Source organism: Mycolicibacterium sediminis (genome assembly GCF_010731735.1).
In the GTDB taxonomy this organism is placed as follows: Bacteria; Actinomycetota; Actinomycetes; order Mycobacteriales; family Mycobacteriaceae; genus Mycobacterium; species Mycobacterium sediminis.
On the sequence record NZ_AP022588.1, the window covers coordinates 5,872,416 to 5,889,130 of the forward strand.

The window sequence follows — 16,715 nt, forward strand, 5'->3', positions numbered from 1 at the left end:
TACTTAAAGGACGGGTGAACCGGCGCTTTTCCGCCCGGCGGTGGCCTCGCCGGCGCGCGGCCCGCCACGGTGTGGTCGGAGGGGCCGCTCTCCTGTTTGACACCCTTCCTACATCATGTTGCCCGCGCAGCAGGGGCACGGTTCTTTCATTTCAGCGCAACACGTGCACGCGTCCATTGGCATCCTCATCATCGACTCGCCGCAGCACCACATCAGCGACTGTGTGCCACCAGCGGTATAGACGACCGCCATGGGATCCTCGCCCGTGACGTCGAAGTAGATCTTGCCTGTCGAGGTCTGGCCCTGGGCGAGCGCGGCAGGGGATATGCCCTGCGGACTCGGCACTTGCCACAGCACCGGGTAACGGCCGTCGTCGGAGGTTGCGGTGAAGTTGGGGATTACAGGTGTCGAGGTGCCCGAGATCGCCGTCACCGTTGCGGTCACCTCCCATAGTTGCCCGGCCACGGGGAAACCAGGCGCGACGTCACCGCTCTCCTTCAGCTCCGTGACAGACCAGTCCTGCATGCCACCGCCATCGGCAACCTGCTGGTGCGATCCGAAACGGTGCGAACAATCCTCCGCCGCCGATGCCGCCCCGGCGGAACCCATCGCTACCATCGCCGCCAACGCCGCCATCAAATAGAACTTGCGCACATCTTGCTCCTTCTCGTCTAAGGCCTCAGCCCACGCCCGCCATCTACTATGTCGGTACCGAGATAGTAGATGATGTTCAGAGCTGGTCGTCATGCGTCCATCCGAGAGCCGATGAGAGAGGGATTGAACCATCGTTGAATTCGCAACCGGGGACCATACGCCGCCCGCTTCGCCAGCCGATGAACATCCTTCGCCAGCAACAGGAGTCACGTCGACGCTCGATGAATCACCAACCTATTGCGGTCCCCGGATCGACCTGCTCGTGACCCCCGATTGTCCATACACCGCGCTCGCCGAGGCGTTGATCACGGTGACACTCAACGAGCTGGGCTTATCGCACACGCCGGTGCTCACCACGGTGATCGCGACCACCGCCGAAGCGACCCGTCGGCAGTTCACGGGATCGCCCAGCATCGTCATCAACGGCGTCGACCCCTGGGCGCACCCCGGCGGCGAACCCGGCCTGACCTGTCGCATCCATCCGTCCCCGGCCGGACTACCAACCCCTCACAGTCTCGCTCAGGCACTGATTGCAGCGGTTCAGGATGACCACCGAGCTTCCTGAGCCCCTCGGTGCTGAGAAGAAGCTGATTTAGCCCACGCTCAAACCCCAGCGAACGTCCTCAATCTCCGCAGTATCGACACCTTCGGCGTGAAAATCTGACTCAGCGGCGTCTACTTTCCGACAAAGTAAAGGCAATCAGATCTTGCCTCGAAGTAAGCGGACTGCGTTTCAGTGTTGCCCTGGCTACGCGGCCGGCGCTGGTGTCAGGCGTGGGATGAGGCGGACGTGTCTTCTCTGGGGGTCGGCGAGTAGTCGCGAGGTCACGGCCAACGTCAGGGCGACTTTTCTGCTGAATGGGGTGTGCCACACCTGTCGTGCACGGCCGCTGGCGCATCGTGTCGAGGCAATGTCGGTTGACGGGTGCGCCGCAATCGGCCGGTGCGCTGAAACGAGCTAACCCAGCCTGCCGATGCTCGTTTGGGGGGCGGCGAGAATGCGCTTAATGCACGCCATACCCGGCTGGGTGATGAGCGCGATGTAGGCCGTAATAGCCTCGGACCATCTACGTAGGCGGATAGTAGTTGATGACAAGTAGATCTCGGTCGGATTGAGATGTGGTTCCATCCAACCGCTGTAGGGGTTGGCGCTGTCATCCTGGTTCGGTGGCGCCCAGAACAGCGAGGAAGACCGACAGCAGGCTCGCCGCTCGGCTCGCCGCGCTCGCTTCGCTCGGCGCTTCTGCCATTCACTTCGCCGTCGTACCCAACCACTGGCAGGAGTGGATGCCGGCAGGCCTCTTCTTCGCATCTGTCGCGGTCTTCCAACTCTGCTGGGCACGAATGGTTCTCGTCCGAACCACCAACCCGGTATTAGCCCTCGGCATCGTGGTCAACCTCGGGGTCATCGCGCTGTGGTCGGTATCGAGAACCGCGGGTGCGCCGTTCGGTCCCCACGCCGGTGAAGCCGAGCTGGTCCAGGCCGCGGATTTGTGCGCGCTATTGCTCCAAATTTATGTCGTGATGGGCGCGGGCTGGGTGTGGCATCGCGGCCTGCGAGGAGAACCGGTGCCAGCTTTCGGCAGCGCCATGGTGCTCCTCGGCGCGATCGGGATCGTCACGCTGGCCTCCACCGTGGGTGCGGCATCTGGTCTACGCCATGGCCACCACGCGCCAGCAGGTGCGGAAGCGGAGGCTTATCACCATGGGAACGATGCCGGACAAGCCGACCACCACGATGACCCCGAACCCGACCCTGCGGCGCCCACCGGGGGCACAGCAGGCAGTGATCACGGGACTGGCGTTGATCACGGCGACGACCATCACGGTCATGATGCGCAACTGGCTCCTTTCCCGCCTGCTGTCCAGCCGGTCGAAGCGCCTGCGCCCGCCCCGAGCACCCCATCGGAGGCGGCCACGCCAGTGCCAATCAACGAGCCGCTTCCCCCGGTGGAGCCGCTCGACGACCACGACGGCCACGACCACGTGCATTGACGCGCGGTAGCCAATCGCGCTTCGGCTCCTGATTGCCGCCCGTCAGGTCTACCTGGCATGGCCTCACGGTGCTGCACAGTGTCGGGGGCCGACAGGTCGATGCCCTAGGAGAAGCGCCGTCGCCTTTGCCCGACGACGACGAAGCACAGCTCAACGCGCTGAGCGACGATGCGCTCCCCGCCGGCGAGGATGCGACGGAAGGACCCACGACGCGGGGAACGCCCCTCGCGCGTTGGCGTCGTCGTGGTCCACGATCGATGGATCCGACGAACCGAACAGCTGAGCCGGGACACGTCCGGACCGTCGACCGGTGCTCCTAACGGTTGAGGATGGCGCGGGTACTCGCCTCGGGCGTCAGATCGAGGCGGCGCAGCACTTGCGCGTTGAGCGCTACGACGATCGTGGACAGTGACATCAGGATGGCGCCGACCGACATGGGCAGGATGATGCCGATGGGTGCCAGGACACCGGCGGCCAACGGCACGGCGATGAGGTTGTAGCCGGCGCCCCACCAGAGGTTCTGCTTCATTTTGCGGTAGCTGGCGCGGGACAGTTCGATGACCGACAACACCGAGCGTGGGTCGGAACTGGCCAGGATGACACCGGCAGAGGCGATGGCGACGTCGGTGCCGGCGCCGATGGCGATGCCGACATCGGCCTGCGCCAACGCAGGGGCGTCGTTGACTCCGTCACCGACCATGGCGACTTTCTTGCCTTCGTGTTGCAGTGCAGCGACTTTCGACGCTTTGACTTCTGGGCGCACCCCGGCGAACACCCGGTCGATGCCGAGTTCGTCGGCTACCGCTGTGGCGACGGCCTCGGCGTCGCCGGTGATCATGACGACTTCGACGCCGAGCTTGTGCAGCGCGTCGACGGCTTCGCGGGATTCGGGGCGGATCTCGTCGGCCAGGCGCAGGCCGCCGAGCACGGCACCGTCGCGGAGGACGTGCAAGATGATGGCGCCTTCGCCTCGCCACTCAGTCGCAGCAGAGACTTCCTGCGCTCCTACCTCGTGGAGGAGGCAGGGCCCACCCACTCGGATCTCGTGCCCGTCGACTGTCGCGGTGACGCCGACGGCGGGAGAGGACGCGAAGCCGCTGGCGCGCGGCACGGTCAGCCCTCGCTCCTGCGCGGCTTTCACGATGGCCCTGGCCAAGGGGTGTTCACTGTCGGTCTCGGCGGCGGCGGCGAGCGCGAGGACGGTGTCGCCGTCGTCGTTGCCGGTGGTTTCGACCGCGGTCACGGTGGGTTGGCCTTTGGTCAGGGTGCCGGTCTTGTCGAAGAGCACGGCGTCGACGGTGCGCATGCCCTCCAGGGCCAGGCGGTCTTTGATCAGGACGCCGCCTCTGGCGGCGCGTTCGGTGGCAATGGACACGACCAGGGGGATCGCCAGGCCCAGGGCGTGGGGGCAGGCGATGACGAGCACGGTGATCGCTCGCACGACCGAGGCGTCGGGGTCCCCGACGAGCGACCATGCCGCCGCGGTGATGCCCGCGCTGACCAGGGCGAACCAGAAGAGCCAGCCAGCGGCCCTGTCGGCGAGGCGCTGGGCACGCGAGGACGAATTCTGCGCTTCGGTGACCAAGCGTTGGATGCCTGCCAGGGCAGTGTCGTCGCCGGTGGCGGTGATCTCGACGCGAAGTCCGGAGTCGGTGGCGACGGTGCCGGCTGTGACGGAGTCGCCGACGCCGCGGGCGACGGGCCGGGATTCGCCGGTCACCATGGACTCGTCGATGTCGGCGCGTCCGTCGACGATCCTGCCGTCGGCGGGGATGCTGCCGCCGGGTCGGACCACGACGAGGTCGCCGACGTGCAGGTCGGCGGGCGAGACGGTGATGGTGCGGTCGCCGTCGATCTTTTCGGCTTCGTCGGGGAGCAGCGCGGCCAGTGAGTCCAGCGCGGAGGTGGTCTGCGCCAGCGAGCGCATTTCGACCCAGTGTCCGAGCAGCATGATGACGATGAGCAGGGCGAGTTCCCACCAGAACTCGAGCTCATGGTGGAGCAGGCCCAGGCTGGCGCCCCAGGATGCCAGGAAGGCGACGGTGATCGCCAGTCCGATCAGCAGCATCATTCCCGGTTTGCGGGAACGGATTTCACTTAGTGCGCCGGTGAGGAAGGGGCGGCCGCCGACGACGTACATCACCGTACCGAGCAGGGGCGCGATCCAGCGGGCGCCGGAGAAGTCGGGAACGTCGTAGCCGAGCAGCATCGCGAACATGGTGGAGAACGCGACCACCGGTATGGCGATAATCAGGTTGATCCAGAAGAGCTTTCGAAATTGGGCCGCGTGATCGCCCCCATGGCCGCTGTGCCCGCCGTGGCCCGTGTGGCTGTCGTGACCGTGGCCGCTCTCTGGGGGGCACCCAGGGTGATCGCCGTGAGCGTGGCGCTCGACGTGGCCTTCGATGTGGGGTGTTGCTACGGCGTGCTCGTCGCGGTTCGTCATGTTCTTCTTCCTTCAAGCCCTTCGCGTCATCGGTCGACGTCGCGTTGACGGTGTGGGAGGCACTTGCTCAAGCGCGGGGTGTGACGACGGCACCAGGCGTGCGACCTCGTGGACCCCGCAGTTCCGCTGACCTCCTCGTGTGGTGACAGCTCGCAATGACCGGAGGTCATCGCCGTGACGGCCTACGTGCTCGTCGCATTCCCAGCCCTCATTCGTCGAGCGACCTGGATACCCCCACAGGGTATACATGTGCACCACGATATACCCCCCGAGGGTATGTTGCAAAGATCGGCTCCGTGGGCGTCCAATCCCGCGGGTCTGTCGTCGTGGCACACCCTTTCCGACCAAGGATTCAGACGACGTGGCTGCACGTCGGGAGTGCGGCTCGCAGCTCACGGGTGATGCATTCGGCCCGGGCCCGTTCGCCGCACCGAGCGACCACGGGGATCATCACATCATGATCTACGTAGCAAGGCCGTAGGATGGGACGTGCGCGAGTTCCTGAAGCAGCACGGGGACTTGGACGCCACACTTCAGGACGCCCGCGGAGGATCACGATGTCACCAGCCGACAGCAACGTCAGTAGGGCCGCCGTCGACACGTCCGCTGACACGTCACCGCACCTTCACCACTGGACACACGTGTTTCGTAGCGCTGAACGGCTCGCGCTTCCTCTGCGCCATGAACGGCGTAGCCGATGCCTCACGGCAGTTGCCGTGATGACTGCGCTCCTTTTGGCGCTCACGGCGTGCACAGGAAACGCTCCGCCACCGCCACCGGCTGCGCAGGTGATCTCTGAGAAGGGTGACCCATTCTCGAACCTGCTGGTTCCGGAGCTGAAGGTTTCGACGACGGACGGAGCGGTCGGCGTCGAGGTGGACTCTCCGATCACCGTCAGTGCCAGCGCCGGGGTGTTGGGCGCGGTAAGCCTGACCAACGACACCGGCAAGGCCATCGCCGGCCAACTAAGCCCCGACGGGCTGACCTGGGCGACGGCCGAGCCGCTGGGCTACAACAAGCGGTACACACTTCAAGCCGAAGCACTCGGGTTGGGCGGCGTCACCCGCGACACGATGACGTTTCGGACCAGCTCGCCGGAGAACCTGACGATGCCCTATGTGCTGCCCAACGACGGCGAGGTGGTGGGAGTCGGCCAGCCGGTGGCGATCCGGTTCGACGAGAACATCCTCGACCGAACAGCAGCCGAGCAGGCCATCAGCGTCACCAGCCAACCTGCCGTCGACGGCGCATTCTACTGGCTCAGTGACCGCGAAGTCCGTTGGCGCCCAAAGGACTACTGGAAGCCAGGCACCACCGTCGCCGTCGAGGTGAACACCTACGGGGTCGATCTCGGTGACGGCCTCTTCGGCCAGGACGACGTCTCCACGCGCTTCACCATCGGCGACGAGGTCATCGCCACCGCCGACGACACCACCAAGACGTTGACCGTCCGGGTCAACGGTGCAGTGGTCAAGACGATGCCCATCTCGATGGGCAAGAACAGCGCGCCGACCGACAACGGCACCTACCTCATCGGTGACCGTTACCGCGACCTCGTCATGGATTCCTCCACCTACGGCGTTCCGGTGAACTCGGCGGAGGGCTACCGCCTCGAAGTCGAGTACGCCACCCAGATGTCCTACAGCGGCATCTACGTTCACGCAGCACCCTGGTCGGTGGGCAGCCAGGGCCGAAGCAACGTCAGCCACGGCTGCCTCAACGTCAGCACCAGCAACGCTCAGTGGTTCTACGACAACACCAAGCGGGGCGACGTCGTCCAGGTGCTCAACACGGTGGGCCCAACGTTGCCGGGCACCGATGGCCTGGGCGACTGGAACATCCCCTGGGACCAGTGGCAGGCCGGGAACGCGATCAGCCCGAAGAGTCGGGGTTGAACGTCACGGCTTGATCAGTGCGTAATAGGCGTAGCGGGTGTCCAACCGGTTCCGCGGAACCAGGGTGATGAGCTTCGGGTTCAGTCCGCAGTCGATCGCCCGTAACCAGAACTCGTCAATCCCAAAGGTCGTCATGTTGGCCAAGTTTCGGCGGTAGTCGCGCCGATGGCCACGGGTCCGGCGGTCCGCCGTCCGGTACTTCACCTGAATGAACGCCATTCCACCGCTGACCAACAACTGCTCGGCGATCCGAACGATCCGGAGCGCTTCCTCGGCGCCCGCGGTCAGTTCGATGACGTAGAGGCACAGAAAGGTGTCGCAGGATGCTTCGCGACCGTCCACGGCCCGCTCGGGGTTCTCGATGTCGACGTGTACAGGTTCGACGGGGGTCTGGCAGACGACCTGGACCTGTCGCACACATTCGGTGACACTGTCGGGTGCGACGTCGGCGGCGAGGAACTTCGAGGCGATGGGCGCGAAGGCGACGGCGTTCGCACCGCCGCCGCAGCCCCATTCGATCACCCGACCGGGACCGGACGGGAGGTCGAGTCCCTTCGCGAACCGTTGATAGATGGCGAGGTGGTCGCGGCCAACCTCCAGCCACGCCTCGTCGCCGAGCCCGTTGCGCCAGTGCGAGTCCGCCGGCCACGCCGCGCCCGATGACGATGACCAGTAGGTGCGTGCGTCGGCGATTCGGCGGGAGATTCCTTGGGCGGGCACCACTCGACCAACTAATTTCAGCACTCCGCGCACGCTGGTCCTCAGTACCGGCGAGCGTTGTGGAACGGCGACGAGTCCACGGGCGCCACGCGAACCGGGGTGCCGTAGGTCGAGGCGTGCACCATCATTCCGTCCCCGATGTAGATCCCCGCATGCGACACATCGGAGTAGAAGGTCACGATGTCCCCGGGCTGCAGATCGCCCCTCGCAACGGGCTGACCACCGGCAGCGAGCGACTGACTCGAATGCGGCAGCGACTTGCCGGTCTGCTGAAACGCCCACATGATCAGACCCGAGCAGTCGAACGCGTTCGGCCCGGAACCACCCCACGAGTAGGGCGAGCCGATGCGGGTCAGGGCCGCTTGGACGACCGCCGCGTTCCCGAATCCCCCACCCGCGGGGGGCGCCGCGTCGGGGGCAGTGACCGCGCCTGGTGGTACACCGTCGATGGGTGGCACGACCTCACCGCCGGCAAGCACGTCAGGCCCCGGCGACGGCGCGTCGACGGGCGGCGGAAGGGCTGCCAGCGCAGCCCGCTGGTCGGGGGTCAGCGCATCGTATCGGGACTTGACCGCCGCGATCTGCGAACGGAGTCGACTCTGCTTGGCCTGCAGCTCGGCACGGACGGCGCTGGCCTGCTCGGCAGCGGTGCGCGCCTCGGCAGCCGAAGTGGCCGAGACCCTTTCCGCGGTGTCGGCTCGTGCGCGGGCCTCCCGAAAGCGGCGCATCGTCGTGACCATCTCGGTGCCCATCGCGTTCTTCACGGCAAGTTGTTCGATCAGCTGCTGCGGCGAGTTCGCGGTCAGAATGCCCGTGAGCCCGTCGGTGGGTCCATCCATGTACTCGGCCGCCGCAACCTCGTCGACGGCACCCTGATAGGTGGTGAGTTCGGCCCGGGCGACCGTCGCGGCGGCGAGGTCGTTGACGTTCCTTCGCTCGGCGACGTCCTGTGCCGCCACCGCCGCATCGAGGCTGAGTTGTGCCGAATGCATGGCTTCGGTGGTCTGCTCGGCCTCCCGCGACAGTTCGTTGAGTTGGGCCAGCGCGTCGGCGGCGGGGTCGGCTCGCACGTCGGCAGCGATGACACCGGTGGACAGGATGAGCATCGTCAGCAGGGCGGCGACGAGTCGATGGGATGCCGCGGTCACGCCGTGGGCCAGGACGCGGGCAGACAAGGTCATGCGGCGTCGTGCGTTGTCCTGCATCAGATTTGCCAGTCCTGGGCGCCGTCGTTCTGGTTGTAGAGGCCGACGGAGTTCTTGACGACGACGGGATCGCCGCTGCCGAAGTTGTCGTAGAACCACTGGGCGTCGGCGGGGCTGAGGTTGGGGCAGCCGTGGCTGACGTTGCGCTTGCCCTGATCGGCCACCGACCACGGAGCGCCGTGCACGAAGATCCCGGTGTTGCTGATCCTCACCGCATCCAGGACCTTCAGCTTGTAGCCCTCAGCAGAGTCGACCGGCACGCCGTAGGTGGAGGAGTCCATCACCAGGTCGGCGAATCTCTCCAGCACGTAGTAGGTGCCGTTGGGCGTCTCGTAACCCTTCTTCCCCAACGACACGGGGAAGGTCCTCTCCAGCTTGCCGTTTCGCATGACCTGAATCTGGTGGGTCTTGTCATCGATGGTCGCAACGAGTGCATCGCCGGTCCTGAAACTCGACTTCGTGCCGGCGGCGTCGATAGTGACGCTCGTGTTGGCTGGCCAGAAGTCGGTGGGTCGCCAGCGGACTTGGCTGTCACTCATCCAGTAGAACTTGCCCGACACCGGCGGTGTCGAAGACACGTGAATGGCCTGTTCGGCCATCGGCCGGTTGGCGATCGGGCGTTGGAAGTTGACGATGATCGGTTTGGCCACCCCGACCATCGAGCCGTTGTCCGGGTTGAACATCGGCGGCAGAAATGGCGGCTGCCCGGTGAACGGCGCCGGGTTTTCCCCAGCCGGCGTGCCGGCGGACACCACTGCCGCGGGAGCTGCGAAGGGATCAGCCGGCGGCAAGGCCAGAGGTGGCGGCGGTATAACGCCCGGACCGGGCACGACCGCGGGTCCAGAAGGCGTCGGGGTCGGTGCGGCCAACTCGACGGGCACGTCCAGCAGTGCGGGATCGTCGACGACGGGGTCGGGGTCAGCTGACGCGGGTGTGCCGCCGAGGAAGACTGCGGCCACACCCATCGCGGCAGCGATCAACGCCCGCATGAACCGCGGCATCCTTTGTGACCTCCAGTTGACGACGTCGATCAGGGTCGGTCGTTCGACCCAGACTCACTGCCTGCGAAGGGCGTCGCCTACATCGGCGGCGGGGGCTGTGGTGGCATCGGCATCGGCATCGGCGGGCAACAGCCCGTGGCAGCGGCCGCAGCCATCGCGTCACAACACGCGCACATTGCTGGATCCATGCTCATGCCCTCCGTTGCCGAACCGTGACCAAGAACCTACGCACTAAAGCAGTACGTCGCAACACAGTAGATTTGATACCGGCAACGAGCCGCGCGGAGAACTGCTCTGCTAGGTCGCCTGTGCCGGCCCGCGCGTGTCAGGTCGTGGCAAGCCGGTAGCCGCTGCCCCGCACCGTGGACACGTATCGCGGGGCTGCGGGGTCATCACCGAGCTTGCGGCGCAGCCCACCGATGTGCGCCTCGACGAGCGCCCGACTGACCGGGCGCGAGTCGCCCCACACCGCAGCCACCAGCTGCCGCCGCGTCAGCACGACACCGGGCCGTGCCGCCAGCGCCGCCAGCACGTCGAACTCGATCCGAGTCAGCGCCACCGGAATCCCATCGGAATGTGCACGGCGGCGCGGAACGTCGATGCGCAAACCGCTCGATGCCCACAACGAACGCCTCACCGCCGCCTCGGGCACGGTGTCCGGCACCGACCGAGGCCGGCGCATCATGGCGCGCAGACGTGCCACGAGTTCACGTGGACTGATCGGGTCGGCGATGAATACGTCCGCCGCAACCGGTTCTCCGATGGCATCGAGGATGCGTTGACGAGCCGAGAGCACCACGACATAGGCAGTGGTCACCGAACGCAACTGGCGACACACCTCGAACGCGTCGAGTCCAGGGACCGCCAAGTCGAGCACGACGACGTCGGGGTCGTGGTCGAGCGCCGACTGGACCGTGTCCTCGACGCCGTTGGTCACGTGAACGACGAACTGCTCCCGCTGCATGAAGTGGGCAAGGCTTCCCACCACGGGCCGGCGGTCGTCGACGACCACCGCCCGAAGACGACCCAACCCCGGGATCGGCTCCGCCGAAGGACACTGCGCCGCCTGAGTCACACCGCCCGCCATTCCGTGGCCGACCCACCACATTCGGACAGCCACCGCAACGTTGACGGCGCAGCGGTCAGGCTCACTGGGGACCGCCCGGGTTCTGGTTCGGAATGTCGGTGATCGGCAGGTTGCGAGCCGGCGCCGGTGACGGCGTTGGCGGAAGGGCTGGGATCTGGTCGGCAGGGATGTCAGTCAGGTCGTGGGCCGGCGGACCGTTGACCCGACTGCCGTAGCTGCTCCCGGGCGCACGGGGGCCGAGCAGGTGGCCGACGGTGACTAAGTGATAGCCGTTGGCCTTGAGCACCGGGATGAACTGCTCGACGAGGTCCACGGTGCTCGAATAGGTGTCGTGCAACAACACCACCGACCCGGGGGTGATCTGAGTCATCAGCATGTAGCGGGTAGCCCCGGTGTTGGCGTCGTTGATCCAGTCGAAGGGGATGACGTCCCAGTTGATGTCGGCCAGCCCTTGCCGTTTCGCCTCGGCGAGCACCGCGTCATTGATCAAACCGCCGGCGGTCCGCAGCAGGACGGGCGCCCGGCCGGTGGCGGCGGCAATGGCCGAGGTGCCCTTGGCGAGCTGATCGGGGATGTCCTGCACCGGAACGGTGGACATGTTGGCGTGTTCCCAGGTGTGGTTGCCGATCTCCATCCCGGCATCGGCGATGCGTCGCGCGCTCGCCGGGTCGGCGGCGACCTTGTTGCCGACGAGGAAGAACGTGGCCTTCGCATCGTCGGCTGTCAGGATCCGAAGGAGCCGGTCGGTGAACGGGGTGGGTCCGTCATCGAAGGTCAGGGCCACGCACTTGGCGCGGGTGCAGTCGACCGTGTCCGGATCGGCGGATCGGTTCTTGACGGCTACGACCATCAGCGCTCCGGTCAGCGCGACGACCGCGATCAACGCGGCCAACGGAAGCCACCGAACACGATGCGAGCCGATGTACCAGAGCCCGTCCTCACGCCGTGTCATCGAATCCCTTCCTGTCCGCGGATCGCCGCGAAGCCTTCGAATGTGTCGGCGTTGGGGGTCACACCCGGGGTGGGTCTGCTCACCTCGTCATGATCGAGACCTACTGGCGCAGGGGTCACGTCGCGTAGTCGACACTGGTCATCATGCCGGCCTCTTGGTGATACGTGTTGTGGCAGTGCATCATCCAGACGCCGGGGTTGTCGGCGACGAACGTCGTGCTTACCGTTTGCTTCGGTAGCACGATCGCGGTGTCCTTGCGCGGACCCAGGCTGCCGTCGGGTCGAACGATCTGAAACGTGTGTCCGTGCAGGTGCATGGGATGCCACATCGTGGTGGAATTGCGGAAGGTGAGGCTGACCCGTTGACCCTGCTGAACCGTCATGGGTTGGGCGTCGGGGAAGGTGACCCCGTTGATCGACCAGTCGTAGGTCATCATGGACCCGGTCAGTTCCGCGGTCAGGGCGGTGTCGGGCGCACCGGCGGGAAACGATGCGGCCTCGGTGGCGACGAACATCGCCGCTGTGCCGACGCGGCCCGCCATCTCGGGTGGCTGATATCCGGCATCGGGTCCGGAGCCGGCACCGGTGGACAGCAGGGCCCGCGCGACCCCGTTCTTCCCCTCGGGCATGGCGACGAGCGCGAAGACGCCGTCGCCGGCGGTGACGATCGCGTCGTAGCGCTCACCCATCCCCAGCAGCACCGCGTCGACCTCGGCCGGGACGACCGGATATCCGTCGGTGTGCGTGACCGTCATGGCGTGACCGGTCAGCGCGACCCGAAACGCCGTGTCCGACCCGGCGTTGATGATCCGGAGCCGGATCCGTTGCCCAGGCTTGGCAGTGAACACCGTTGGTGCAGCAGGGATTCGGCCGTTGATCAAGTAGTACGGATAGTTCACGTCCCCGGCGTCCCCGCCGAGCAACGTGCTGGTGCCCACGCCCTCCATCGTGGGCATGGCACCCATGCCTGGCATGTCGTCGTGCGCACCAGATCCCTCGCCGGACAGATCGAGCCAGATCTGCTCGGGTGTCTTGCCGATGCCGTCGGTCCAGTCGTCGAGCACGACGATCCACTCGGCGTCGTAGTCGCCCGGCTCGGCGGGGTCATCGACGATGAGCGGTAGGTATAGGCCGGTGTCGGCGTCGACGCCGGTGTGGGGGTGCGCCCAGTACGTTCCGGGATGGGGCACCGAGAAGCGGTAGGTGAAGTCACGCCCGGGCTCGACGTTGGGGGTGGCTGGGGTGGCGCCGTCCATGTCGTTGCGCAGAGCGATGCCGTGACAGTGCAGCGAGGTCGGACGGGTGAGCCGGTTGACCAGGGTGATCGCGAGTTCGTCACCGACGTCGGCGCGGATGAGGGGGCCGGGAAGGTCGGTGCCGTAGGCCAGTGTGCTGGCTCGGGTGCCGCCCAGGTCGAGGATCCCGGGCTGTGCGGTGAGTGTGGTCGTGACCGTGCGTCCGGTGTGCGGCCGCGCGGCCTCGACGGTGCCGATGTCGGCCTGCCCGGTGGCTGAGGAATCAGGCGCCCTGGCGCAGCCGGACAGCACGATGCCGCCGGCGATGGTGGCGCTGGCGGCCAAGAGTTCCCGTCGGCTCAGCTGGAGCCTGTTCGGCGTGCGTCGCGTCATGGCAGGTGCCGTTTCGGATGTGTGCTGGCCACGTGTCGGCCGCGGGGCATCCAGCCATTCTGCGTCGTGTTCCTGTGTGCCATCAGTATTCGATGAGCCTGGTGACATACGGGGTCATGCCGCTGGTCCGCACGGGGGAGATCTTGACCGTGGACCCGGTGTAGGGCGCCTCCAGCATCGTGCCGTCACCTAGGTACATGGCCTCGTGCTGGCTGGCGTTGGGCCCGTAGAAGATGAGGTCACCACGGCGCATCTGCGAGGACGGGATTTTGCGGCCGGCGTCGTACTGCGATCCCGAGTAGTGGTCGAGCTTGATGCCGACCCCGGCGAAGGCATACAGGTAGAGCCCCGAGCAATCGAATCCCACCGTTCCCGCGCCCTGGTCGATGCCGTTGGACGGCCCGCTGGCGTTCCCGCCGCCCCACGAGTAGGGCACCCCCAGCTGGGACATCGCGCGACGGATGACGAATTCGGACGCTTGGCGTCCGTACACCCGCGGGATCCGTCCGTTGGTGATTCCGGGATCGACGGCCGTGCTGGCCTGAGGCAGGATCCCGATCGTGGTCAGGAACTTGCGGCCCAGGTCGGCGGTGAGTTCCGCTGACGTAGAGGAGATCTGAAGGACCATGTTGATGATGGCGACGGGATCACCGGCGACGTTGGCGCTGGGCACCATGGGCAGCGTGGTGTCCCATTGGCCGGTGCCTGAGGGTGTCGCAGCCGCGGGATCGTGCGGGGTCGCCCGGTCCCAGTCGGCGGCGGCAGTGGGCACGTTGGACACCCCAGTCCCCGTCGCAGTCCTGCTCGACGTCGACCGCGTTCGGGCGGCATCGAGCCGGGCCCGGGCCGTTCGGCGCTGCTCGGCGGCACGATCCACTGCGGCCTGCTGGTCACCGAACTGACGTTGAGTCTCGGACAACGTCGTGACTGCTGCGTCCATGCTGGTTTGGGCCCGGGCCGCAGCCTCATCTGCTCGTTGTCGAGCCGCCCGCGCCGAGGACTCCTCGTTCACCGCCGCGGTGCGCGCCCGCGCGAGGTCCGCCCTGGTTTTCTCGAAGCTGATCTGCAGCGTCTGGCCCGTCCCGGCAGCACCGATGACGTCCTCGGGACTGGCCGCCGTCAGGTAGGAATCGGAGGGGCCGTTTACGTAGGCCGCGACGGCGAAGGTGTCGAACCGCTGCTGCGCGGCGGCGATGGCAGTGTTGGCCTCGCGTGCGGCCAGCTGGCTGGTCTCCACGTCGCGGCGGGCCGTCTCGGCCGCGTCGCGCGCGGTCTGGACCTCGGCGATTGCCTTGTTCACGCCTTCCTGGCGATCCTGGACTTGGGCACCGAGTTGCTGCAACCGGTGATCCGCCTCGGCTACCTGGACGATCAGCGCGGTCACCGTGTCCGCACTTCCGGCGACGGGTCCCGGTTCCCCACGCGCAGGGGCGGGCGCGCTCATCGAGGTCACCACTAGCGCGGCGGCAGCGACCACCGACACGGAGCGGCCCAAATGCCGACTGATTGCCATCCGCCTGTGATCTCCCTACTACTCGGACCGCGTCCACGTCCTGCGCGATGTGCCCGTGTGCTTCGCACGGCTGCCGTACTACGCATGTTCGTAGTACGTAGTTGGGACGTACGTTGCTGGACCGTATATCACTTTGGCCGCGGCAGTAACTCTCGTCACAGGCGACGTGCAGAGCTGTAACGGTTTCGAGACATTGGCGCGCCGGGAATTGGCGCGACGCCGTTGGCGGCCTAAGTTGAGCTGCATCTGTCCGACCTCGCAGCCGGTGCGAGACGTCGCAGTCAAACCGCAGGAGCGTGCCGTGCGAGTTCGGGGTTTCGGAGAACTCGAGGCCGTCGTGATGGACCGGGTATGGGACCGCGACGACGTGTGCACGGTCCGCGACATCTTCGACGAACTCGCCGCAGACCGGGTGATCGCCTACACCACCGTGCTCTCGACGATGGACAATCTTCACCGCAAGGGGTGGCTGGTACGCGAGCGGGTCGGCAAGGCATACCACTACCGTCCGGCGATGACTCGGGAAGAGCATTCCGCCCAATTGATGCGCAATGCCTTCGAATCCGGCGGGGACACGAACCTGGTGCTGTCGCACTTCCTCGATCAGATGAACGACGCCGAATCGGCGCAAGTGAAGTCCACCCTTCGCCGCTTCATCAACCGCCGGGCAAGCTCATGAGCGTCGCGGCGGGCCTCCTGCTGTACGCCGCGCTGATGAGTTGGTGGGGGCCCCGCGTGCTGGCGAAGATCACCACCCGCGGAATCAACCCGCTCCTTGGCGTGACCGCCTGGCTCACCGCGATCGTCGGTGTCCTGGGCGCCTGGGCGGCAGCGATGGTCGTGTTGGCGCTCGACGCCGCGGACGCCCTGTCCAACAGCGTCGTCGGGACAATGTGTCTGGAGATCCTCGGCCACCTCGGCCAGATCGACATGGCGCGCCCCGTCGCGGCGACCATCGCCGTCACCCTCATCGGAACGTCGCTGGCGTTATCGCTGGTGTTCGGGCTGCGCATCGCCAGGACGCTGCGCACGCTCCGCACGACCAGCCACGAACACGCGATGGCAGCCCGCGTCGTCGGTCGACCCACCCCATGGCGCGACGTGTTCGTCGTCAACGCCGATCAGGCCGCGGCCTACTGCGTATCGGGACGTCCGCGCGCCATCGTCGTCACGAGCGCGGCGCTGGCAAGCCTCGAAGACGACCAACTGGCCGCAGTGCTCGCCCATGAGTACGCGCACCTGACTGGTCGCCACCACCAGCTGTTGATGGTGTTGCGTGCCGCCGCCGCTGGACTTCCCTCGCTGCCGCTGCTGGCCGCCGGGCCGGACGCGGTCTCACGGCTTTTGGAGATGAACGCCGACGACAGCGCGGCTCGCCGCCACGGCCGCCACCCACTGCTGTGCGGCATGGCGGCGCTCGTCGGTCGGCCCACGGTTCCGGCGGCGGCCCTCGGCGCGGCCCACACTGCCGTGCTCGACCGGGCGGCCCGCCTCGCTGCGCCCGCGCCTGCCGGTGTGCGGTGGCGCGATCGGGTCACGCTGTGGACGGCGATCAGCCTGACGATCGCGGTCCCGGTCTTCACCGGCGCGCTCTGCCACCACTGACTGAAGCCCCGCTTG

Annotated in this window: 14 protein-coding genes; 5 read left to right on the forward strand and 9 right to left on the reverse strand. The window is 66.7% G+C overall.

Going from position 1 to position 16,715, the window contains the following annotated elements:
* Positions 1–108: 108 nt before the first annotated feature.
* Positions 109–636, reverse strand: a complete 528-nt coding sequence (locus G6N64_RS27925; protein ID WP_163802171.1) for an MPT63 family protein — start codon at positions 634–636, stop codon at positions 109–111.
* Positions 637–964: 328 nt separating this feature from the next.
* Between G6N64_RS27925 and G6N64_RS30370 the strand changes: the two genes are divergently transcribed.
* Both G6N64_RS30370 and G6N64_RS27935 read left to right on the forward strand, forming a co-directional pair.
* Positions 965–1,219: a hypothetical protein gene (locus tag G6N64_RS30370; protein WP_246230835.1), complete on the forward strand. Its 255-nt coding sequence runs from the start codon at positions 965–967 to the stop codon at positions 1,217–1,219.
* Positions 1,220–1,821: 602 nt separating this feature from the next.
* On the forward strand, positions 1,822–2,649 hold the full coding sequence (locus tag G6N64_RS27935; RefSeq protein WP_409370721.1) for a hypothetical protein: 828 nt from the start codon (positions 1,822–1,824) through the stop codon (positions 2,647–2,649).
* Positions 2,650–2,965: 316 nt separating this feature from the next.
* On the opposite strand, the gene G6N64_RS27940 is transcribed toward G6N64_RS27935, so the two are convergent.
* Positions 2,966–5,095, reverse strand: a complete 2,130-nt coding sequence (locus tag G6N64_RS27940; RefSeq protein ID WP_163801014.1) for a heavy metal translocating P-type ATPase — start codon at positions 5,093–5,095, stop codon at positions 2,966–2,968.
* Between the two features lie 719 nt (positions 5,096–5,814).
* Between G6N64_RS27940 and G6N64_RS27945 the strand changes: the two genes are divergently transcribed.
* A complete protein-coding gene (locus G6N64_RS27945; RefSeq protein ID WP_163801015.1) occupies positions 5,815–6,990 on the forward strand; it encodes a L,D-transpeptidase in 1,176 nt (391 codons plus the stop codon).
* Positions 6,991–6,993: 3 nt separating this feature from the next.
* On the opposite strand, the gene G6N64_RS27950 is transcribed toward G6N64_RS27945, so the two are convergent.
* The 7 genes from G6N64_RS27950 to ripA all read right to left on the reverse strand — a co-directional run bounded on the left by G6N64_RS27950 (position 6,994) and on the right by ripA (position 15,095).
* Positions 6,994–7,743 (reverse strand): class I SAM-dependent methyltransferase, encoded by a 750-nt coding sequence (locus tag G6N64_RS27950; RefSeq protein ID WP_163801016.1) that lies wholly within the window; start codon positions 7,741–7,743, stop codon positions 6,994–6,996.
* Between the two features lie 8 nt (positions 7,744–7,751).
* On the reverse strand, positions 7,752–8,891 hold the full coding sequence (gene ripC / locus G6N64_RS27955) for a peptidoglycan hydrolase RipC (RefSeq protein ID WP_163801017.1): 1,140 nt from the start codon (positions 8,889–8,891) through the stop codon (positions 7,752–7,754).
* Positions 8,892–8,914: 23 nt separating this feature from the next.
* Positions 8,915–9,904, reverse strand: a complete 990-nt coding sequence (locus G6N64_RS27960; RefSeq protein WP_425487202.1) for a L,D-transpeptidase — start codon at positions 9,902–9,904, stop codon at positions 8,915–8,917.
* Between the two features lie 337 nt (positions 9,905–10,241).
* A complete protein-coding gene (locus tag G6N64_RS27965; RefSeq protein WP_264002200.1) occupies positions 10,242–10,928 on the reverse strand; it encodes a response regulator transcription factor in 687 nt (228 codons plus the stop codon).
* 136 nt (positions 10,929–11,064) lie between these two features.
* Complete coding sequence (locus tag G6N64_RS27970) at positions 11,065–11,955, reverse strand: polysaccharide deacetylase family protein (protein WP_163801018.1); 891 nt, start codon at positions 11,953–11,955, stop codon at positions 11,065–11,067.
* Positions 11,956–12,070: 115 nt separating this feature from the next.
* Positions 12,071–13,582 carry a multicopper oxidase family protein gene (locus tag G6N64_RS27975; protein WP_163801019.1) on the reverse strand — a complete coding sequence of 504 codons (1,512 nt, stop codon included), beginning with the start codon at positions 13,580–13,582 and terminating at the stop codon, positions 12,071–12,073.
* 82 nt (positions 13,583–13,664) lie between these two features.
* Complete coding sequence (ripA, locus tag G6N64_RS27980; RefSeq protein ID WP_163801020.1) at positions 13,665–15,095, reverse strand: NlpC/P60 family peptidoglycan endopeptidase RipA; 1,431 nt, start codon at positions 15,093–15,095, stop codon at positions 13,665–13,667.
* A gap of 301 nt (positions 15,096–15,396) precedes the next feature.
* On the opposite strand from ripA, the gene G6N64_RS27985 reads away from it, so the two are divergent.
* Both G6N64_RS27985 and G6N64_RS27990 read left to right on the forward strand, forming a co-directional pair.
* Positions 15,397–15,774 (forward strand): BlaI/MecI/CopY family transcriptional regulator, encoded by a 378-nt coding sequence (locus tag G6N64_RS27985; protein WP_163802175.1) that lies wholly within the window; start codon positions 15,397–15,399, stop codon positions 15,772–15,774.
* A complete protein-coding gene (locus tag G6N64_RS27990; RefSeq protein WP_163801021.1) occupies positions 15,771–16,700 on the forward strand; it encodes a M56 family metallopeptidase in 930 nt (309 codons plus the stop codon). Before G6N64_RS27985 ends, G6N64_RS27990 begins: the two co-directional genes overlap by 4 nt.
* Positions 16,701–16,715: the final 15 nt, after the last annotated feature.